This window comes from Burkholderia sp. YHN3-13, from assembly GCF_055810675.1.
In genome coordinates this window covers 312,507-330,822 of record NZ_JBVVNQ010000003.1, presented here as the reverse complement: position 1 = coordinate 330,822, position 18,316 = coordinate 312,507, and the positions used below count along the sequence as shown (strand labels likewise).

Here is an 18,316-nt window from a genome sequence, read left to right as displayed (position 1 = left end):
GCGGGATGGTTGTGGGGCGTGTTCGACCGCGCACCGCGACGATGCTTTCACCCAGCCTCGGGCGCCCGACCATGCACGGCACCTACAACGTCCCGCTTGTCCTGCTGTCGCTCGCGATCGCGACGCTGGCCTCCTACACGACGCTCGACCTCGCGGCGTTCATTTCGCTGCTCGACAACCCGAAGCTGAAGCGGGCCTGGCTGGCGGGCGGCGCGGCGGCGATGGGCACCGGCATCTGGTCGATGCATTTCGTCGGCATGCTCGCGTTCTCGCTGCCGATCCCGCTCGGCTATGCATGGCAGGGCACGGGCATCTCGCTGGCGATCGCCGTGCTCGTGTCGTACTTCGCGCTGAACGTCGTCACGCGCGCGCGGCTCGGCTGGCGGCGGCTGTGCGCGGGCGGCGTGCTGATGGGCGGCGGGATTGCCGGCATGCATTACACGGGCATGGCCGCGATGCACATGCAGCCGGCCATTCGTTACGATGCCGCGCTGTTCGCCGCATCGATCGGCATCGCGGTGATCGCATCGACGGCCGCGTTATGGATCGCGCAGGCATTGCGCGCGCGGCAGGCGCGCCACGCGACCGTGCAGCGCATCGGCGCGGCCGTCGTCATGGGCGCGGCCATCACCGGCATGCACTACACGGCGATGGCCGCCGCGCATTTCGCGCCGGATGCACGGTGCGGCGCCGCGCAAGGGGTCGACGCGCCGTGGCTCGCGACGACGGTCGCGCTGTTTACGATGGCGACGCTGGTCGTCACGCTGATGCTGTGCCGTTTCGATGCGCGCACCACCTTCCTGCGCGGCATGACCGACACGCTCGAGCGGCTTGTGCGGTTGCGAACCGACGAACTCGAACGCGCGCTGCGCCGCTACGAGCAAACGACGCAGATGCTGCAGCGCACGCGCGAGAACATGGCGGCCGAGATCGACGAACGCAAGGCCGCGCACGCGCAGCTCGAACAGGAGAAGGACGAACAGCGGCGCCTGCTGCATGCGCTCGCGGAAACGCACGAGCAGTTGCTGCAGTCGGAAAAGCTCGCGTCGATCGGCCAGCTCGCGGCCGGTGTCGCGCACGAGATCAACAATCCGATCGGCTTCGTCAGCGCGAACCTCAATACGTTGAAGGCATGGGTGCGCAACCTGCTCGACGTGATCGCCGCGCACGAAGCCGCGCTGCCGCAGCTCGATCCGACCACCCGCGACACGCTGACAGCCGTGCGCCGGGCCGCGGATCTCGACTACGTCCGCGACGAGATCGTGACGCTGATCGACGAATCGATCGACGGCGCGCTGCGGGTGCGGCGCATCGTGCAGGACCTGCGCGATTTCTCGCGCCCGGCCAGCGACGAATGGCGCGTCGTCGATCTGCACGCGGGGCTCGAGAGCACGCTCAACGTCGTCCACAACGAACTCAAGTACAAGGCCGACGTCGTGCGCGACTACGGCGATATCCCGCCCGTCGAGTGCCTGCCGTCGCAATTGAACCAGGTATTCATGAACCTGCTGGTCAACGCGGCGCAGGCGATTCCCGAGCATGGCGTGATCACGATCCGCACGTCGAGCGACGGCGATCAGGTGTCGATCGAAATCAGCGATACCGGCGCGGGCATGACGCCCGACGTCATGCGGCGGATCTTCGATCCGTTCTTCACCACGAAGCCGGTCGGGCAGGGCACGGGGCTCGGGCTGTCGGTGTCGCACGGGATCGTCGAGCGCCATCGCGGCACGATCGACGTGACGAGCGCGCCGGGGCGCGGGACCACCTTCCGGATCCGCTTGCCGGTCCGGCGTGCCGTCGACCGCGCGAGTGCGGCGGCGCTGGAGCAACGCGCGTGACGCGATCGCCGCCCACCGCTCGCGGGAACCCGCCGCGCGCGTCGTGCGTCACGCCGGTCGCTTGCGGCGCTGACGACGAAAGAAATGCCAGAACATCGCGCTCGCGTCCGGCCCCGTCGCGGAATGGAACGGCTCGCGCGGGTCGCCGCCGCTCCATGCATGCGGCAGCCGGTGGACGATGCACACCCTGACGACGAGCCGCCCGGCCTTCAGATAATCGACGTAAGCGGCATCGTCTCGCGCGTAGCTGTGTTGTTCGCCGACGCGGATCGCGCCGTGTTCGTCGACGAGCCGGTTGAGCCGCGCGAATGCGATGCCGAGCTGCGTCGCGTTCCGGTCGGTGACGACCGTATCGAGCGCACCGTGCACGACGAGCGCCGGCATGCCCGGATAGGACGCGACGTCGGCGCAGGCGTCGAGCGCATCGAGCGGGTCGTCGCGGATGCCGCGTCGCATCAGGCTCATCGCGGCCATCGCCGACGACGGCGGGGCAATGGCCGGCCCCGAGTGCAGGCCCACCGCCGCGAAACGGTCGGGATACCGAATCGCCAGTGCCGCCGCGAGCCCCGCGCCGGCCGACAGGCCCGCCACGTAGATCCGGTCGTGATCGAAGCCATGGTGCCGCACGATCGCATCGACCAGCGACACGACGGCCGCGGCTTCGGACTGCGTCGCATCACCATGCCAGTGCCAGCAGCGGTGCGCATGCGCGGTCTTGGCCTGCTCGGGAAACAGCACGGCGAACCCCGCACGCTCGGCGAGGCGGCACATGCGCGTGCCCGCTGCAAACGATTCGGCGGTCTGCTTGCAGCCGTGCAGCATGACGACGACCGGCAGCGCGGCTGTCGCGGCCGGCGCGGCGGGAAGATAGAGCGCGTACGCAAGATGATTGACGAGGCGGCCGGCGCTCGGGCCAGCGGAGTGAAACGAGCGCAGCCACGTGCCGGGCGGCGTGTCGGACGCCGCGCGTGCGGCATGCGCGGTGCGCGTGCGCTTGGCGGAACGGACGCTGGCCGCCGGCGTGGAGGCCCGTCGAGTGATTTTCCCGGCGGCTTTTTGCGGCGTCTTGGCGGAAGCGACTTTCGGTGCGGCCTTTTTGGCGGCCGGCCGCGCCCTGCCGGCCACCTTCTTCGGCCGCGCACCGGTCGCGATTGAGAGGAGTTCGAGAGGCCGCAGCCAGAGGCTGGATCGTTTCCTGGGCATATGCAGTTTCGTGCCGGCTGCCGGCCGCGGCAGTGCGAGGCGGCCGGATTCGCCGTCGGGATGAAAGTCGACCGGCTGCGGAGCAAGGTTCGTGCTGCCGGCCGCGACCGCAGCGGAACCGGGCGGCCGAGTGCATGCAACGGAAAAACGCGATCCTGCGTCGCGGCGGCGATTCGACCCGGCCAAGCGGAATGGTAACCGTCCGATGTGACTTGTGTGCGAACCGCAATGCCGAAGTCCGCTTCCACCCTGCCGCGCGCAGCGCTACCGGCGATCCAGCAGCGTGTCGCTCAGTACCGCGAACGCCGCGCCCGGCAACGCATTCAGATGTTCGACCACGCGGCTGACCGGATAGAACGACTCGACCGCATCGTCGAGAATGCCGACGCCGATCAGTTCGACGCGCCGTGCGCGCAACGCGTCGACGCGTGCGTGCAGGTCGGTGCGCAGGATCGCCGGGTGGCCGTCGCCGGTGGCCGGGGAGCCGTCGGACAGCACCATCAGGATGCGCCGGCGTGCGCGCGTCGACAACAGCCGTTCCGCGGCCCAGCTCAATGCCTCGCCGTCGGGATTCTCGTGGCCGCATTCGAGGCACGCGATGCCGCTCGGGTTGTCGGAATCGAACCGCTTGTAGACCCGCAGGTCGAGCCGTTCGACGAACCGGTTGTAGCCGAACGCGCTGTGACCGTCGTCGATCCAGCGCTGGTAGTGCGTGCGCATCGCCGCATCCTCGGCGGAACTGTAGCCAAGCACTTCGCACGCGAAGCCGAGCTGAATCAGCGCGTCGCACAGCGCGGCCGCGCAGAGCGTCGCGAGTTCGATCTTGCTGCCCGCCATCGAGCCGCTGCAGTCGATCAGCAGGCTGACCGCCGCGTCGCGCCCGGGCGTCGCACGCCTGACGCGAAACGGCGTGCGGTAGCCGGGGGACGTCGCGACGCGGGCGAGCACCGCACGGTCGAGATCGCCGCGTTCCTGTTCGCGCTTCCAGCGGGTGTGCTCGTCCACCTTCAGCGCCCGTTCGAGCTGCCGCTTGAGCGCCCCGGTCTGGGCGCGGGCCGCGCCGAGCAGACGATGCCAGCGCGCCGGTTCGCCGCGGCCGGTGAAGTCCGCCACCGTGTCGAATGCGGTGGTCAGCGGGACCGACAGCAGCGGCCGGTTCTCCGTCGACAGGCGGATCGCGCCGGCGGACGCATCGCCCGGCGTCGGCGGTTGCGCCGACGTTGCCGTGTCGGCGATCGTCGCGGCGCCGGATTCGGCGGCGGCAGGCGCGCGCGCATCGTCCTGCGCGCCCTGGCCGTCCGGGTCGAACTCGGCGGCGATCGCGTCGCTGTCGATCGTGCTGCCCGGATCGGCCGTGAACATCATGTTGTTGGCGCCGGCCGACGCCAGCGCGCGCACGCGTTCGACGATGCGCCGCGCCGCGCGGATGCTGTCGGCCGTCGACGTCGCGGCGCGCGCTTCGTCGACGACATCGTCGCAGGCGGCCAGCGTCGCGTCGAGCGACGGCAGGCGCTCGACGGCTGCGGGCCGTTCGTCCCACAACGCGCGCTCGATGCGCCACAGCAGCTTGTCGCGCCATGCGACGCGTGGCCACCGGTGCCGCATATCGGCGGCGGCCACGGCCCGCATCCGGCGCAGGAACGCCGGCGCGCCGGGATAACGCGCGACGAGGCAAGCGGCTGCACGGCGGTCGTCGATCGCCTGCGCGAGCGCGCGCACGGCGGGCGACGCGAGCGCGGCCACGGTGTCGCTGGCACCGAAGCGCAGACGGGCCGCATACAGGTCGACGAAGCCGGTGAGGGCAGCGTCGTCGATCTCGCCGGCGAGCCATCCGTCGGGCAGCACCAGCACGTCGTGCTCGACGGCCGGGCCGTGGCTCGCGAACCGCACGTCGATGCCGTGCCGTTGCGCGAGCGTGCGCGCCAGGCGGCCCAGACGCTGCGTGCGTGCGTCGTCGTCCCGCTCCATCGGCTTCACCCGTCCACGTCGATGTAGTGACGGATGATGGTGCGAATCAGGTCGGCGTCTTCCGTGTCGACTTTCGCGTAGATCGTCGGGCCGGCGGCGGCTTCGGGGTCGCCGGTACGCAGCATCAGTTCGGCCCAGTCGAGCAGGCGCCGTGTCGAGAACGCGCTCGCCAGATCCTCGCGAACGAACGCGGCGCGGCAGTCGGCCGCGATCGCGGCGAGCGTGTCGGCCATCGCCGCCGACATCGCCGCGCCGAAGGTCCGCCGCAGCACGTGCGCCTCGTCGGCCGGCGGCAGGTAGTCGAGGTGGTACACGCGCCAGCGGTCGAGGAACGCCTCGTTCATCACGTTGGCGCCCTGGTACAGGTGGCGGAACCGTCCCATCGCGCCCACCGCGTTGGCGGTCGCGAACAGCCGGAACGACGGATGCGGGGCGACGATCTCGTTGCCTTTCTCCTTCAGCAGCAGGCTGCCGCCCGGCTCGAGCACGGCGGTCAGCACCGCGAGGATCGCCGGTTCCGCGAAGTCGATCTCGTCGACGATGAGCCACAGCCCTTCGCGCATCGCGGTCGGCAGCACACCGTCGATCCAGACCGTCTCGCCGCCCTTGACGGTCCAGAAGCCGACGAAGTCGCCCACCGTCGTCTGGCCGTTCATGTTCGAGCGCAGCACGCCGTGGCCGGTCCGCGCGGCGGTCTGTTCGATCAGGCTCGTCTTGCCGGTGCCCGTGTGGCCGATCAGCAGGATGCGGCGGTTCTCGACGACATCCTCGAGCGCGCTCGTCGCCCGCGCGGTAAACAGGTAGGCCGGATTCGGCGGCGGTACGAGCGGGCCGCCGGGGCCGCGCGGCATCGGCACGCCGCCTACGCGCACGAGGTGGGCCGCATCGGGGGCCGCGGCCGGTCGCGACGCATGCGCACGACGCAAGTCCTGCATGAATCCGTCGCGATGCGCGGGCGGTGCGCGGTCGTCGGACGCGTGCCGCACGAAGCCTTCCCGAAGCCACTTGTGCAGCTTCGCGTCGAGATTGTCGGCATCGACGACGGTGTCGACCGACGTGCTGCCGTCGGGCCGGCGATGCTGGATGCGGAACAGGTGCGCGCGCTCGGAGCGGCTGACGAGCCATTGTCCGGCGGACGGGTCGGCCGGGTGCCGGTAGACGCCGAGTACCGGCGGCGCGGAGGAGGGGGCGGCGGGTGCATTCATGGTGGCGGACGGGCGTGGTCGGTCAGCGCTTCATGGCTTCGATGCATCGTGCCGATTGTATAGGCTTGCCGAGCGAGAGGTCGTGCTGGCGTTGCCGGGTTTCCCGGGTTGGGGGCGATCGTCCGGACGACCGACCTGATCACGGCGTTGCCGCGTCATGTCGGCCAGACCCTGGCTCTGGCGAGCGACCTGGCGGTTCATGCCTGCCCGGTCCCGGTCGAAGGCTTCGCGGTACGGCAGCATTGGCAGGCGCGCGATCACCACGAGGCCGGCGACCGGTGGCTGCGCGGCGTCGTGATTCGACCGTTCGGTGCGGCGCCTTGACCGGCGGCTTCGGCGTTCGGGATCGACGCAGGACGTCGCGCGGCGGTGGCGCGGCGGTTTTCGGGCGATAGCCGCATCAGGCCGGATCCATCGTTTCGGCGCCGAAGCGGTCCACCACGAATTCGGTGAAGCTGCGAAGCTTCGGTGATTTCCGCGTCTCTCGCAGATAAAGCAGCGTCATCGATCGTTCGGGAGCGGCGAAGTCCGGCAGGATCTCGATGAGGCGCTGCTCGCGAATGTCGTCGCGTATCAACATCGAAGGAAGCATCGCGATACCGAGCCCGCTCAATGCCGCCCGGCGCAACGCATCCGCACCGTCGGTCTTCAGTCTGCCGTCCACGGCGACGCTCATCGGCCCGTCCGGACCTTCGAGCATCCATCGCGATTGCGCCGCGTGCCACGCCGATCGAGGCGGATAGGCATACGTCAGGCATTGATGCTCGCCAAGCGTGTGCGGGGCGGTCGGTGCGCCATGTTCGGCAACGTACGCGGGCGATGCACAGAGCACCAGCCGGTACGGCGCGAGCGGACGCGCGACCACGTCCGCGCCGGCGAACGCGCCGATGCGAATGGCTGCCTCGAAACCTTCATCGAACAAATCGGCGAGCGAATCGGCGAGCGAATCGGTGGCGACGATATCGAGCTTGATCTCGGGGTAGCGCCGGTAATAGTCCGGGAGCGCGGGAATCAGGCACTCGTTCGTAAACACCACGGGCGCCGTCACGCGCAAGCGCCCGCGCGGCTGCTGCAGATGATCGAGCGCCAGCCGCTCCGTATCGTCGACCAGACCGAGGACTTCGACGCATCGCGCGTAGTAGGCGTGGCCGAACGCGCTGACTTTCTGCTTGCGCGTCGTGCGGTGGACGAGGACCGTGCCCAGGCGGCTTTCCAGCGCCTGAAGGTAGTTGCCGACCATGGTCGGCGACAGATCGGACGCTTGCGCGGCCGCGGTCAGGCTACCCGTTTCCACGATACGGACGAATACGGCCATCGCCTTGAGGAGATCCATTGCGCAATGGTACTGGATTCTGTTTCAAGGCGACGCGCGTTGATCGGCCGCCGCTTCGGTCATACATTGCGACATCCACGCGAAAGGAGGGCAGCCATGCTGTATGAACTCACGACGTTGTCGTGTCCGCTTACAGACCAGGATGGGGTGTCGCGCCGCGCGCATCGCTGGGTATCCGATGCCGGCGCGCCAGGGAGGCTACTGGGCGCATGGCGCACGGAGATTGGCGAGTTGTCGCGGATCGTCGTGCTGAGGGGCTTCGACACGACGGATGAATTGCAACACGAACGCAACCGGGCCTTGAGCGCCGGGCAACCTTTCGGGATTGAAAGCGCGTCCGTTCGATTGACGATGGAAAGCTATGCGCTGTTTCCTTTTCTACCCGAGATCGAACCGCGGGTATTCGGCGATTTCTACGAGATTCGCCGCTACTGGCTGAAAGCCGGCGGTATCGCGCCGACCATTTCCGCGTGGGAACGGGCGGTGGGCCCGGCCAAAGACTATACGTCGCATCTCGTTTGCAACATGTACGCGCTCGATGGACCGCCGCGTATCGTGCACATCTGGGGATTCTCGAGTCTGGAAGAGCGGATGGCGTTGAGAAAACGGCACTACGCGGCGGGTCTCTGGCCACCGGCCGGCGGCCCGGAACAGATCGAAAGGGCGACGTCGACGATCGCGGTGCCGGAGGCGTGGTCGCCGTTGCATTGAACGCGCCGCCGGCGCAGGCCGTTTTGGGGGCCGTGCGCCGATCGGTCACGCGCCGGCTGTATTGCCGCGATTTCCCGACCGGGCGGTGAGCGCCGGTGACTTCGCTCGAGCTGGACGGATCGGGCGGAGAAGCGCGGTGCGACGGTGGGCGCCGCTCGCGCGAGCCTCGACGAGCGATGCTAGGCGATCGTGCCGGATACGGCATCGAGCAGCCAGCTTGCGACGCGCCGGCTCGCGTGGCTGCGGCTGCTCGCGCGTCGTTGGATCAACGATGTTTGCGCGAGACATGCGAGCGGCATCGCGTCGAATTTCACCAGCTCGCCGGCAGCCAGATGGTCCGCAACCAGCGACTGGCGCGCGAGCGCGACGCCGGCGCCGCGGCGGGCAGCCTCGATCATCAACCCTGCGTCGTTGAACACGATCCGCCTGCGCGGTTGCCGGATCTCGCATCCGTTGAGTTCATGCCACGCGTCCCACGACTGGTGGCGCGATCCGCCGAGACGGCTGCAGTCGTCCTCGAGCAACCTCATCCCCGCGAACGGCTCCGCGCGACACGCAGGGCTTGGCCGACTACCCGGCGCGTGGACCGGTACGAGCACGTCATCGGCTGCCGTCATCCGTTCTCCCGGCATGCCCGCCTTCGGATGCAGGCGGATCGCGAGATCGAATTCGCCGTCGTCGATCGCGACGATCTCGTCCGACACGTGCACCTCGAGACTGATGTCTTCGAATGACAGGGACAGCGCTTCGAGCCGGGGAGCGAGCCAGCAGTGCGCGAACGACGAAACGACGGACAGGCGGACCGTTTCCCGGCGATCGGCGAGCCGGCTGTCGGCTCTCGCGAGCGTTCGCAGCACGCCTTCCGCCGTGGCCAGATAGGCCAGGCCATCACGGGTGAGCGCGAAGCGGCCCTGCTCTCGATGGATCAGGCACGTCCCGAGGCGCGTTTCGAGCGCGGCCACGCGCTGGCTGATCGCACTCTGCGACACGCCTATTTCGACAGCCGCCTGCCTGAAGCTCTTCAGCCGGGCGACAGCCTCGAAGGCCCGAAGCAAGTGCGTTTGGGGCGGATCACGGCGTACGGGCATCATCAGACCTTATAGCTGATAAGAAAAACGCGATCGACAGCGACCATCCGGACCCATAGATTACCCGGACGGAATCAAAAGACAAGGGAACGGCGATGACGAATCAGTTCGAGATGCTGGCGCGCTGGACCGCTTGGGCGAATGAGCGCATGTATCAGGCATGCGCCGGCCTTTCATCGGATGAGTATTTTCTCGCACGCGCATGCGCGTTCGGCTCGATCCACCATACGCTCAATCATCTGCTTGCCACGGACCGCATCTGGCTCGGCCGGCTCTCCGGGGAGGGCCACGCCATCCCGGCCCTGGACTTTGTCGTCTGCGACGATTTCGACAGCCTGCGGACCGAACGGCGAGCCGAGGACGAGCGGCTCGCGCGCATCGTCGGCGCTGTCGCGCGCAACGACCTGAACGCCGACGTGAACTACACGGGCATGGACGGAACGCCGCAGCGCAAACCGCTCGGGCTGGTCCTTTCCCATCTTTTCCTTCATCACGCGCACCATCGCGGTCAGGTTCATGCGTTGCTGTCGCAAACGCCCGTTGCGCCGCCCGCCCTCGACGTCACGTATTTTCCGCTTGGGTGATCCAAGCTCGAGTGGAAAGAGCGGCGCGTGCGGGCGGAAAGTGCGACGATCAGGTGTACTGGATGTGCCGCGCCGCTCACGCGATCGGCCACTGCAGGATCACGATCCCGTCGTTGTAGTCGCGGTCGGCGCCGTCTTCGGCGCCGAGCCAGCCGAGCCAGACGGTATCGCCGGCGGACAGCGGCGCGAGCCGCGCATCGGTCGCGGATGGCCGGCCGTTGGCCGACGCGTCGATCCGGATCCTGCCGCCGCGCGAGTTCAGCGTGAACTGCCTGACGCCGTCGTTGCCGTTGCCCGCGAACGACGCGGCCGGTTCCGGTGCGTCGTCGATGAACAGCTTCAGGTCCTGCCGGTCGGCGGCATTCGCGTAGAAGGTCGCCTTGAAATCGGTATTCGGCGGCAGCGTGAAGCTGCCGTTGCGGTCGGACGACGGCTGGAAACCGGGCTGCTTCGTGTCGGGCCGGCTGCCGGCGATCTCGATCGTCGTTTCCCAGCGGAAGTAACCGGACACCGCGCCGTCGTGATCGAGCACCGCGAAATCGGCCGTGCAGGTGGTGGTGCCGGCCGCCAGCACCTCGCTGCGCCACACGTGGTCTTTCATCGGCCGGCACGACGGATGAAGCAGGTCGTCGCCGTCCGGCACCGGCTTGGCGGCATCGCGCACTTCCGCTTCGATCGGCGCGACGATGCCGGCGTCCTTCAACGCGAACCGGATGAACAGCACGCTCAGCTCCGCGCGCAGCGCCAGCGCGGTTTCGCGCAGATGAAGCTCGTCGCCGGGAGACAGGCCGGCAAACAGCCGGTTGTCGTTGTGGCCGACCTGCCCGGCGTCGCCCGGGCTCAACACGTAGATGTGCCGGCCGTCGATCACGGTCGGCGCATCGGCGTTCCGGCTCGCATCGGGGTGGGCCGACAGCAGCGTGACGGCGTCGACGACCGCGAGCACATCGCAACGAAGACCAGACATGAGCACCTCCTGCGCAACAAGGGGGCGGCACGGGCGGCCGTCGCGCGGCCGCCCGCCTGCCGCGATCAGTTATGGATCGAGATGAACGGATCCCACGAGAAGCAGCCCTGGCTCTGGCAGTTGCGATCGATGATCTGGAACTGGAAGTGGTAGGTCACGCGGCCGACCTTCAGGCATTCCGACGACCAGTAGTAGTTCGCGACTTTCTGGCACGTCGGCACTTCCGGCTTGCTCGTGTTCGGCACCGGGATCGACGCTTCCGCCACCCGCGGCGTCGGCGTCGAGATCAGGTCGTTGCCGACGTTGCCGATGAACTTGTAGAACACCACCTGGTTCTCGAAGCCCAGCGACAGGCTCGTTTCACGCCAGCGGATCAGGTCGCCGACCTGCGCTTTCAGATCGAGCTCGCCGCCTGCCTGCCCGGAGATGACGTTGTCCTGGTTGGTCACCATATAAACATAACGCCAGTCGATCAGCGTCGGAGCGGCCGGGTTTTTGCTGGGATTCGGATATTTTTTGAGAATGGTTTCGGTATCGAACGAAACGAGCACATCGGTAACGCGTGACATGGAAGCTCCCGTTTGAAGTAATGGGACTTATCGTTGCGCGAATTGCTTCGTGCGGCCGCCATCGCCTTGTACCGCAAGGATTTGCTCCGGAGTCGGCAGGTGCTGAAGCGACGGCGAATGCAGATTATCCCGTTCGGTTAATTATGGAAGCTGTAAAAGTAAACAGGTCGTTATGATTAAATCGATTAGTAATTTTAAAATCGGAATCAATCGATTCGATACGCCACATAAATATGGCGACATTGAATCTGTTAATCGTTTGACCGATTATCGGCGGGGAGGAGGAAACGCGGGCGGGCCGTTTACCGGTAGGTCCACAGCCGGTGCAGCGCGAACGTCGTCGGCGGGATCAGCAGCGCGATCGCGACGATGCTCATCCCGCGCGACAGGTCGAGTGCTTCGGCGCCGCGCGCCAGCAGCATCGTCTCGACGAAGCCGACCAGCGTGACCGCGAGAAAGCGCACCAGGTTGCGCGTGCGCACCGTCGACGCGAAGCTCCACAGCGTATTCGCGAGATACGAGAACGCGGTCGCACACAGGAAGGCGACCGCGTTCGCGGCCACCAGCGTCGCGTCGAACAGCGCGAACATCGCCGCGGCGACCAGCGTGTGGAGCGCGGTCGAACACAGCCCGGACACGCCGAAGCGCACCAGCCGCGTGCGTTCGGCGTGGAGCAGGTCGATCATGGCGGCGCGCATGCGTCAGCGGGCGCCGATCCGCGCGCGGGTCGGCTGCGTGCGGCGGCGGGCGGCCTGGCGGCGCGCGTCGCGCGCCACCGGCAGCTCGATCACCTTGGCGTGCACCTGGTAGCGGCGGCGGATCAGGTAGACGGGCCGTTGCTTCGACTCGTCGTAGATTCGCCCGATGTATTCGCCGACGACACCGATCCCGATCAGTTCGATGCCGCCGATGAACAGCGTGACCGAGATCAGCGACGCGTAGCCGAGCACCGGATTGCCGAACAGCAGCGTGCGGAAGATGATGAACGTGCCGTACAGGAACGCGAGCGCGGCGATGCCGACGCCGATGTAGGTCCAGCTGCGCAGCGGCACCGTGCTGAAGCTGGTGATGCCTTCCAGCGCGAAATTCCACAGCTTCCAGCCGGAGAACTTCGAGTGCCCGGCGCTGCGCGGGTCGCGCTGGTACTCGACGATCACGGTCTTGTAGCCGACCCATGCGAACAGCCCCTTCATGAAACGGTGCCGCTCGGGCAGGCTGCGCAGCGCATTCACGACCCGGCGATCCATCAGCCGGAAATCGCCGACGTTCTCCGGCAGTTTCACGTCCGACAGCATGTTGTGCACACGGTAGTAGATCGCGGCGGCGGTGCGCTTCGCGAACGAATCGCACGCGCGGTTGCTGCGTTTCGCCGCGACGACTTCCGCGCCGTCGCGCCAGTGCTCGATCATCACGGGGATCAGGCTCGGCGGATCCTGCAGGTCGGCGTCGAGCGGAATCACCGCGTCGCCGGTGGCTTCGTCGAGGCCGGCCGTCAACGCCGCTTCCTTGCCGAAGTTGCGGGTGAGGTCGATCACGCGCACGCGCGGCTCGGTGGTGCCGATCCGGACCAGGCGCTCGAGCGTGTCGTCGCGGCTGCCGTCGTTGACGCAGACGATCTCGAAGCGGATCGCGTCGATGGCCGTCAGCAACGGCATCACGACGTCGAAGAAGCGCTCGACGGCCTCGCCTTCGTTATAGAACGGCACAACCAGCGAAACGAGCGGTGTGTAGCGTGGTTCCCGCATGATGACTCCCCTTGTCATGTCGCGTCACCGGTCGGCGCCGATGGTCGGGCGGCCGGTGCGGCGCATTCCGTACGCCGGGCGGTGGTGCGGCCGGACCGGATGCGTGAATCCGGTATCGGTCGAGTGGTCGTGCGCGTCGGGCATCGACGGCACGTCGTGTCTTTCCTGCGCGATCCGGCCGACGAGCAGCGCGAGCGACGCCAGCGTGACGAGCGGCATGAACTGGAACGGCAGATGCGGCATGACCGCGAGGCCGGCGAACGGCATCAGCCACAGCAGCATCAGCCATTCGCGATCGAAGCGCCGCCAGCCGTGGGTCCATGCATAGCGGGCGTACCACGCGATCACGAGGCCATACCAGGTCAGGTCGTAGTCGTACAAATACGGGCTGACGAGCAGGCACGCGCATACGAGCGTCGCGGCGCGCAGCGCATAGGAGCACGCGCCGCGCCATGCGTAGACGACGGCGATCGCGGCGACCGCGGCCGACAGCAGTTGCAGGCCGCGCGCGACGAGCACGGGCCAGCCGGCCATCGTCGCGAGCGCGAACACGGACGGCATGCGCGCGAGCTTCGCGTGACCGGTGCCGACGACCGCGTAGACGTTGCCGATCACGTGCGCGAACGTGATCCACGGGCCGATGCCGAACGCGAGTGTCGCGAGCGCGACGCTGCCGGCGATCGTCGCGGCCCACGCGGCCAGCGCGCGCCACTGGCCCGCGCACAGCAGCGCGAGCGGGAACAGCACCGCGAGCTGCGGCTTCATCGTCAGCAAGCCGAAGCAGATGCCCGCCACCGCAGGCCGGCGGTTCAGCGCGAGCAGGCCGACGCCGGCGAGCATCGCGGTGAAGAGGCTGGTCTGGCCGACGATCACGGTGAGGAATGCACCCGGGAACGCGAGCGCGCACAGCCAGGCGGCATCGCGCTGGACGATCGCGTGGATCGTCGCGGCGAACAGCGCATACGTGACGGCGAGCCACAGCACGAGCGCAAGCGTGTACGGCAGCCAGCCGAGCGGCAGCACGAGCAGCAGCATCGTCGGCGGATAAAGCCACGGCAGCGCGCCGCCCGCGAGCGTCATCGTCGGGACGGCCAGCTTCTGGACCGCGAACAGCGCGGGGAAATGCCACGCGTCGGCGCCGTGGCCGTGCGCGGCGAGCCACGCGGCGCTCCAGATCGGCGAGAAGTCCTGCGACAGCGGTTCCAGCGCGCCGTTGTGCGACAGGAGCACGCGCGTCACGTAGATCACGATGAACAGCAGTTCGGTCAGCAGCGCGGCGGCCGCGTAGAGGCGCACGCGGTCGCGATTGAGCCAGTGCGGGTAGCGGCGCGGGCCGGCGATCGGCAGCTCCGGATGCACGTCGACGGATGCATGCAGGTGGCGGGCGAACGCAGGCGTTTTCATCGTGCGCTCCCGGATGCGAGCGCCGTGCGGCGCACGACGACGAACAGCACCGCGAGCAGCACGATCGGCCCGATCTGCGGCAGCTTCATCAACCGGTTCAGCATCTCGAAGATCGGCAGCAGCCACGCGAGCACGAGGATGCCCTGGTCGCCCGGCAGCCAGCCCTCGTCGAGACCATGCGCGATCAGGCAGAAGACCGCGATGCCGAGCCACGTCAGTTCGTAGTTCCACAGATACGGCGTGGTCAGCAGCGTGGCGACCGCCAGCACCGCGCCGCGCAGGCGCATGTCGCGCGTACGGCGCCACACGCCGACGGCCGCGGCGATCGCGAGCAGGGCCACCGCCGCCTGTGCCGCGAGCGCGGCGGCCACCGGTGCGCCCGCGAGCCGCAACGCGGCGAACGGCGTCGGCGACGCGAGCCAGTACGACGCGAGCATGAAGTGCTGCTCGCGTACCGTCGACATCGCATGCGACAACCCGTGCAGCGCGGCCGGGCCGGCCAGTGCGACACCGGCCGCCGCGAACAGCGCCGCGCTGATCGCCGCCGCCGCGAACGTGCGCCAGGCGCGCGTCGCGATCAGCACGAACGGGAACACCACGGCCAGTTGCGGCTTGATCGCGAGCAGGCCGATCAGCACGCCGGCCACGACGGGGCGCTTGCCGAGCAGGTGCAGCGCCAGCGCGGCGAGGCCGGCGGTCAGGATGCTGTTCTGCCCGAACAGCGCGGACATGCATACGGCCGAGTACGCGACCACGACGAGCGCCGCGGCGCGCGGCACGGGAAGGTGCGCGCGCAATCCCGACAGTCTCGAGACGGCGAACGCATAGCATAAAAGACTGCCCGCGAAAAAGAGGAAGTAAGCGGGCAGGAAAGGCACGAGGGCAACCGGCGCGATGAACAGCAGCATCGTCGGCGGATAGAGCCAGGGAAGCGGCCGGTGTTGAAGAAACGCACCGAAGTGCGCGAACTCGGCCTGCACGAATGACGAAGGGTCGTAGGCCGATGCGGCATGGCCTTGCAACACGAGATGGGAAGCAGTCCAGAAGACTGAGAAGTCGGTGCCCGGACGGGCGATGGCGCTCGACGTGAAGCCGTCGGTCACGACGCCCCACACCACCAGCAGCGCGGCGAAGAGCATCAGCATGACGCAGCTGTACGGAATGATCCGGTCCGCCGTCAGCCATTGAGCGCAGCGGACGGCGCGATCGCGCGTTTCACGATTGGCTGTGTACATGATGCCCCGTATGTCGTGGTGGCTGCGTGGTCTGTCGCGGCCGTCTGATGTTGTCGTGCCTGCGGATCGAATCGCGTTGAAACCGCGTTGTCCGGTGAATTCATTGTTGAAGAAAAAATCGCGCGATGCAAACCACGCACTGGCAGACGATATAGGGACTGTCGAATAACGGGCTTGAAAACCCCGTTTTCAGGTATGAGAAATCCACGCGATCGGGTTTCATGTTTCCGGCGTGAAACATTCCGCGATTTTTACCGGCGTTGCAGCCCGCCGAACGCGCGGCACGCGACCGGCTTACCGCGTCCGGGAAAGTCCCAACGAAATTTTTTCCGGCCTTTGTGCAGCGCGACGACCGACATTCGGACCAGCCGCACCGGCGTCCCCGGATCGTTCAAATTTGAAACATATCGGTCATCGGGCCTGGGTCAGGGGAAGGCCGACATCGCTGGAACCCTTGACAAGCCTCGATTTCGCTGAGCATGGCCTGCTCTTTGCGTAAGCGTTGGCACGGCAGTCGACGATGTGGCGACCGGCGGTTCTGAAGGCAGACACATGGAACCGGCCTCGGCGCCACATGCGGAAAAAATGACCGGAGCGCGCAGGGGAATACACAGCGCCAGGTCGACGAACCGCGCAAACGATCGTCGATCGACTTATCAGACCCGGAATCTTCAGGGCAATAAGACATCGGCATGGCAGCAGACGGGGAATAAAAATGAAAGACCACAGCACATCGCGGCTCGCAATCCGCGTTAAAAACATATTGCGGATTTGCCGGGCATTCGTTTCCCGGTCAACTGGATTCCATGCGTCGAATGGCCGTCGTGCCGTTCCGGTCGCCCGGCCAGCCCGGTTCATCCGGATGGTCGCTCCGTATCCGCCTCTCTCGCGCTCCGCTTCACTGATTCCCGTTCGCACGGACGACGGTGTGCATCCCCGTTCCCGCCGCTGAGCGTCGCGTTTCGATTTTCTTGTAGTGCCGGTGGTGCCCGTCCCCGACGTCGCGATCGACGAAGGGAATTCAATAGCAGTCCGAAAGGAGAGTACTCATGTCAAGAGTCATCGAAAAGATCGCGTGGTTGATCCAGGATCAGCGAGGCGTGACGGCCATCGAATACGGCCTGATCGCCGCGCTGATCGCGATCGGCATCGTCGTCGCGCTGACGACGATCGGTACGGATCTGAAGACGGTGTTCAGCACGGTCGCGGCGGATCTGGACTCGATAGTAGCGGGCATCTGATGGACGGTACGGCGAACGGCTCGTCCGCTTCGTTCGTCGGCACCACACGGCATCAACAACCTGCCTCGACGTATCGATGCACGGTCATCCGACCAGCCGGTGCTCGAGGGTTTTGAAAGTCACCACGAAAGGAGATTCACCATGTCCAAGTTCATTCAACAAGCCGGCCGTTTCGTTCGCGACGAGGACGGCGTGACCGCCATCGAATACGGCCTGATCGCCGCACTGATCGCCGTCGGCATCATCCTGGCACTGTCGACCATCGGGAAGGACCTGAAGACCGTGTTCAGCACGATCGCGGCCGACCTGGATTCCGCGGTTGCCGGTATCTGATGGACCGTGCCGCGGACGGCTCGGCCGGTGCAGTGCTCGAGCCGTCCCCGGCCATTCAGTCAACCTGGAACCGGAGACCATCATGGCAGCCACGATGCGTGCCGTCCGTCGCTGGATCGTCGACGAGCAGGGCGTGACGTCGATCGAATACGCGTTGCTCGCGGCGATGTTCGCCACCGCGGTGCTCGGCAGCGTCGTCACGCTGAAAGGCTCGCTTGCCGATACGTACGAGGTGATTGCAGCGGCCGTGACGGCCGCGGTCACCACCGCGCTGGCAATGGTTTCCTGATTCGACGAATTCGACCCGAGAGGTTCGCCATGCTACCTGTTGCGCCGCCTTACCCGATTCCGTTGTGCGTGACGCTGCTCGCGGTGGCGGCGGCCAGCACGGATATCGCGTCTCGCCGCATTCCGAACCGTCTCGTCGCGGTCGGGCTCGTCGGCGCGCTGGTTGCGCAGTGCATGCTGCACGGCTTGCCGGCCGGCGCACTCGCGTGGCTCGCCGGTGCCGCGACCGGTTTCGGCCTGCTGCTGCCGTTCTACCTGTTGCGCGGAATGGCGGCCGGCGACGTGAAGCTGATGCTCGCGATCGGCGCGTGGGTCGGGGCGGAAATGACGTTCTACATCGTGCTGGCCACGTTCCTGGCCGGCGGGATCGGCGCCGTTGCGTTCGCGCTGTTGCGCGGCCGGATGCGCCAGATGTGGGCGAACGTCCGCGTGCTGATCGCGCGCCGTTCGCAGGGGGCGCACGCGGAGGCCGCCGGCGGCTCCGTGGAAATCGCCTCGGTCGGCACGCTGCCGTATGGCGTCGCGATCGCGGCCGGCACGCTGGGCATGTTGTTCGCGTCGTGCGCATAGCGCGACGCACAGGCAACGAGGACGGAGCGAT

The 18,316-nt window shown here is 67.3% G+C and carries 18 protein-coding genes and 1 pseudogene; 8 read left to right on the top strand and 11 right to left on the bottom strand.

Annotation, left to right across the window (positions count from 1 at the left end; all coding sequences use genetic code 11):
• Positions 1–71: 71 nt before the first annotated feature.
• Positions 72–1,841 carry a histidine kinase gene (locus AC0KUR_RS09770; RefSeq protein WP_473375904.1) on the top strand — a complete coding sequence of 590 codons (1,770 nt, stop codon included), beginning with the start codon at positions 72–74 and terminating at the stop codon, positions 1,839–1,841.
• Between the two features lie 48 nt (positions 1,842–1,889).
• On the opposite strand, the gene AC0KUR_RS09765 is transcribed toward AC0KUR_RS09770, so the two are convergent.
• The 3 genes from AC0KUR_RS09765 to AC0KUR_RS09755 form a co-directional block, all read right to left on the bottom strand.
• Positions 1,890–3,044, bottom strand: coding sequence for an extracellular catalytic domain type 1 short-chain-length polyhydroxyalkanoate depolymerase (locus tag AC0KUR_RS09765; protein WP_473375789.1), 1,155 nt, complete (start codon positions 3,042–3,044; stop codon positions 1,890–1,892).
• Positions 3,045–3,308: 264 nt separating this feature from the next.
• Positions 3,309–5,012, bottom strand: a complete 1,704-nt coding sequence (locus AC0KUR_RS09760) for a cobaltochelatase CobT-related protein (protein WP_473375788.1) — start codon at positions 5,010–5,012, stop codon at positions 3,309–3,311.
• Positions 5,013–5,017: 5 nt separating this feature from the next.
• Positions 5,018–6,217 (bottom strand): AAA family ATPase, encoded by a 1,200-nt coding sequence (locus AC0KUR_RS09755; RefSeq protein WP_473375787.1) that lies wholly within the window; start codon positions 6,215–6,217, stop codon positions 5,018–5,020.
• A gap of 70 nt (positions 6,218–6,287) precedes the next feature.
• Between AC0KUR_RS09755 and AC0KUR_RS09750 the strand changes: the two are divergent.
• A pseudogene (locus tag AC0KUR_RS09750) lies at positions 6,288–6,541 on the top strand (type 2 periplasmic-binding domain-containing protein); the annotation flags it as partial.
• Between the two features lie 76 nt (positions 6,542–6,617).
• On the opposite strand, the gene AC0KUR_RS09745 reads toward AC0KUR_RS09750, so the two are convergent.
• Complete coding sequence (locus tag AC0KUR_RS09745; RefSeq protein WP_473375786.1) at positions 6,618–7,550, bottom strand: LysR family transcriptional regulator; 933 nt, start codon at positions 7,548–7,550, stop codon at positions 6,618–6,620.
• Between the two features lie 96 nt (positions 7,551–7,646).
• On the opposite strand from AC0KUR_RS09745, the gene AC0KUR_RS09740 reads away from it, so the two are divergent.
• A complete protein-coding gene (locus tag AC0KUR_RS09740; protein ID WP_473375785.1) occupies positions 7,647–8,261 on the top strand; it encodes an NIPSNAP family protein in 615 nt (204 codons plus the stop codon).
• Positions 8,262–8,440: 179 nt separating this feature from the next.
• On the opposite strand, the gene AC0KUR_RS09735 is transcribed toward AC0KUR_RS09740, so the two are convergent.
• On the bottom strand, positions 8,441–9,349 hold the full coding sequence (locus tag AC0KUR_RS09735) for a LysR family transcriptional regulator (protein ID WP_473375784.1): 909 nt from the start codon (positions 9,347–9,349) through the stop codon (positions 8,441–8,443).
• A 95-nt stretch (positions 9,350–9,444) separates the two neighbouring features.
• Here AC0KUR_RS09735 and AC0KUR_RS09730 point away from each other — a divergent pair, with 95 nt between their 5' ends.
• Positions 9,445–9,933 carry a DinB family protein gene (locus AC0KUR_RS09730; RefSeq protein WP_473375783.1) on the top strand — a complete coding sequence of 163 codons (489 nt, stop codon included), beginning with the start codon at positions 9,445–9,447 and terminating at the stop codon, positions 9,931–9,933.
• 76 nt (positions 9,934–10,009) lie between these two features.
• On the opposite strand, the gene AC0KUR_RS09725 is transcribed toward AC0KUR_RS09730, so the two are convergent.
• The 6 genes from AC0KUR_RS09725 to AC0KUR_RS09700 all read right to left on the bottom strand — a co-directional run bounded on the left by AC0KUR_RS09725 (position 10,010) and on the right by AC0KUR_RS09700 (position 15,853).
• Positions 10,010–10,900 carry an AidA/PixA family protein gene (locus tag AC0KUR_RS09725; RefSeq protein ID WP_473375782.1) on the bottom strand — a complete coding sequence of 297 codons (891 nt, stop codon included), beginning with the start codon at positions 10,898–10,900 and terminating at the stop codon, positions 10,010–10,012.
• A gap of 65 nt (positions 10,901–10,965) precedes the next feature.
• Positions 10,966–11,469, bottom strand: coding sequence for an inclusion body family protein (locus tag AC0KUR_RS09720; RefSeq protein ID WP_006483191.1), 504 nt, complete (start codon positions 11,467–11,469; stop codon positions 10,966–10,968).
• A 302-nt stretch (positions 11,470–11,771) separates the two neighbouring features.
• Positions 11,772–12,155 carry a GtrA family protein gene (locus AC0KUR_RS09715; protein WP_473375781.1) on the bottom strand — a complete coding sequence of 128 codons (384 nt, stop codon included), beginning with the start codon at positions 12,153–12,155 and terminating at the stop codon, positions 11,772–11,774.
• A 15-nt stretch (positions 12,156–12,170) separates the two neighbouring features.
• Positions 12,171–13,214, bottom strand: a complete 1,044-nt coding sequence (locus tag AC0KUR_RS09710) for a glycosyltransferase family 2 protein (RefSeq protein ID WP_059560781.1) — start codon at positions 13,212–13,214, stop codon at positions 12,171–12,173.
• Between the two features lie 24 nt (positions 13,215–13,238).
• Complete coding sequence (locus AC0KUR_RS09705) at positions 13,239–14,618, bottom strand: glycosyltransferase family 87 protein (protein WP_069704814.1); 1,380 nt, start codon at positions 14,616–14,618, stop codon at positions 13,239–13,241.
• Positions 14,615–15,853, bottom strand: coding sequence for a glycosyltransferase family 87 protein (locus AC0KUR_RS09700; RefSeq protein WP_226229907.1), 1,239 nt, complete (start codon positions 15,851–15,853; stop codon positions 14,615–14,617). Before AC0KUR_RS09700 ends, AC0KUR_RS09705 begins: the two co-directional genes overlap by 4 nt.
• A 1,049-nt stretch (positions 15,854–16,902) precedes the next feature.
• Here AC0KUR_RS09700 and AC0KUR_RS09695 point away from each other — a divergent pair.
• From AC0KUR_RS09695 to AC0KUR_RS09680, 4 genes are all read left to right on the top strand, one after another.
• The gene (locus AC0KUR_RS09695; protein ID WP_124669435.1) at positions 16,903–17,094 is read left to right on the top strand and encodes a Flp family type IVb pilin; all 192 of its coding nucleotides are present in this window, start codon (positions 16,903–16,905) and stop codon (positions 17,092–17,094) included.
• A 141-nt stretch (positions 17,095–17,235) separates the two neighbouring features.
• Positions 17,236–17,427: a Flp family type IVb pilin gene (locus tag AC0KUR_RS09690; protein ID WP_034191768.1), complete on the top strand. Its 192-nt coding sequence runs from the start codon at positions 17,236–17,238 to the stop codon at positions 17,425–17,427.
• An 82-nt stretch (positions 17,428–17,509) separates the two neighbouring features.
• Positions 17,510–17,716 (top strand): Flp family type IVb pilin, encoded by a 207-nt coding sequence (locus AC0KUR_RS09685; RefSeq protein WP_034191767.1) that lies wholly within the window; start codon positions 17,510–17,512, stop codon positions 17,714–17,716.
• 29 nt (positions 17,717–17,745) lie between these two features.
• Complete coding sequence (locus tag AC0KUR_RS09680; protein ID WP_175027737.1) at positions 17,746–18,285, top strand: A24 family peptidase; 540 nt, start codon at positions 17,746–17,748, stop codon at positions 18,283–18,285.
• Positions 18,286–18,316: the final 31 nt, after the last annotated feature.

Bases quoted from the DNA above. Each gene is read 5' to 3' on its own strand.
- AC0KUR_RS09725 (WP_473375782.1), bottom strand. From the start codon at position 10,900: ATGTCTGGTCTTCGTTGCGATGTGCTCGCGGTCGTCGACGCCGTCACG.
- AC0KUR_RS09770 (WP_473375904.1), top strand. From the start codon at position 72: ATGCACGGCACCTACAACGTCCCGCTTGTCCTGCTGTCGCTCGCGATC.
- AC0KUR_RS09760 (WP_473375788.1), bottom strand. From the start codon at position 5,012: ATGGAGCGGGACGACGACGCACGCACGCAGCGTCTGGGCCGCCTGGCG.
- AC0KUR_RS09755 (WP_473375787.1), bottom strand. From the start codon at position 6,217: ATGAATGCACCCGCCGCCCCCTCCTCCGCGCCGCCGGTACTCGGCGTC.
- AC0KUR_RS09735 (WP_473375784.1), bottom strand. From the start codon at position 9,349: ATGCCCGTACGCCGTGATCCGCCCCAAACGCACTTGCTTCGGGCCTTC.
- AC0KUR_RS09715 (WP_473375781.1), bottom strand. From the start codon at position 12,155: ATGATCGACCTGCTCCACGCCGAACGCACGCGGCTGGTGCGCTTCGGC.
- AC0KUR_RS09710 (WP_059560781.1), bottom strand. From the start codon at position 13,214: ATGCGGGAACCACGCTACACACCGCTCGTTTCGCTGGTTGTGCCGTTC.
- AC0KUR_RS09690 (WP_034191768.1), top strand. From the start codon at position 17,236: ATGTCCAAGTTCATTCAACAAGCCGGCCGTTTCGTTCGCGACGAGGAC.
- AC0KUR_RS09700 (WP_226229907.1), bottom strand. From the start codon at position 15,853: ATGTACACAGCCAATCGTGAAACGCGCGATCGCGCCGTCCGCTGCGCT.
- AC0KUR_RS09685 (WP_034191767.1), top strand. From the start codon at position 17,510: ATGGCAGCCACGATGCGTGCCGTCCGTCGCTGGATCGTCGACGAGCAG.
- AC0KUR_RS09695 (WP_124669435.1), top strand. From the start codon at position 16,903: ATGTCAAGAGTCATCGAAAAGATCGCGTGGTTGATCCAGGATCAGCGA.
- AC0KUR_RS09765 (WP_473375789.1), bottom strand. From the start codon at position 3,044: ATGCCCAGGAAACGATCCAGCCTCTGGCTGCGGCCTCTCGAACTCCTC.
- AC0KUR_RS09680 (WP_175027737.1), top strand. From the start codon at position 17,746: ATGCTACCTGTTGCGCCGCCTTACCCGATTCCGTTGTGCGTGACGCTG.
- AC0KUR_RS09745 (WP_473375786.1), bottom strand. From the start codon at position 7,550: ATGGATCTCCTCAAGGCGATGGCCGTATTCGTCCGTATCGTGGAAACG.
- AC0KUR_RS09740 (WP_473375785.1), top strand. From the start codon at position 7,647: ATGCTGTATGAACTCACGACGTTGTCGTGTCCGCTTACAGACCAGGAT.
- AC0KUR_RS09730 (WP_473375783.1), top strand. From the start codon at position 9,445: ATGACGAATCAGTTCGAGATGCTGGCGCGCTGGACCGCTTGGGCGAAT.
- AC0KUR_RS09705 (WP_069704814.1), bottom strand. From the start codon at position 14,618: ATGAAAACGCCTGCGTTCGCCCGCCACCTGCATGCATCCGTCGACGTG.
- AC0KUR_RS09720 (WP_006483191.1), bottom strand. From the start codon at position 11,469: ATGTCACGCGTTACCGATGTGCTCGTTTCGTTCGATACCGAAACCATT.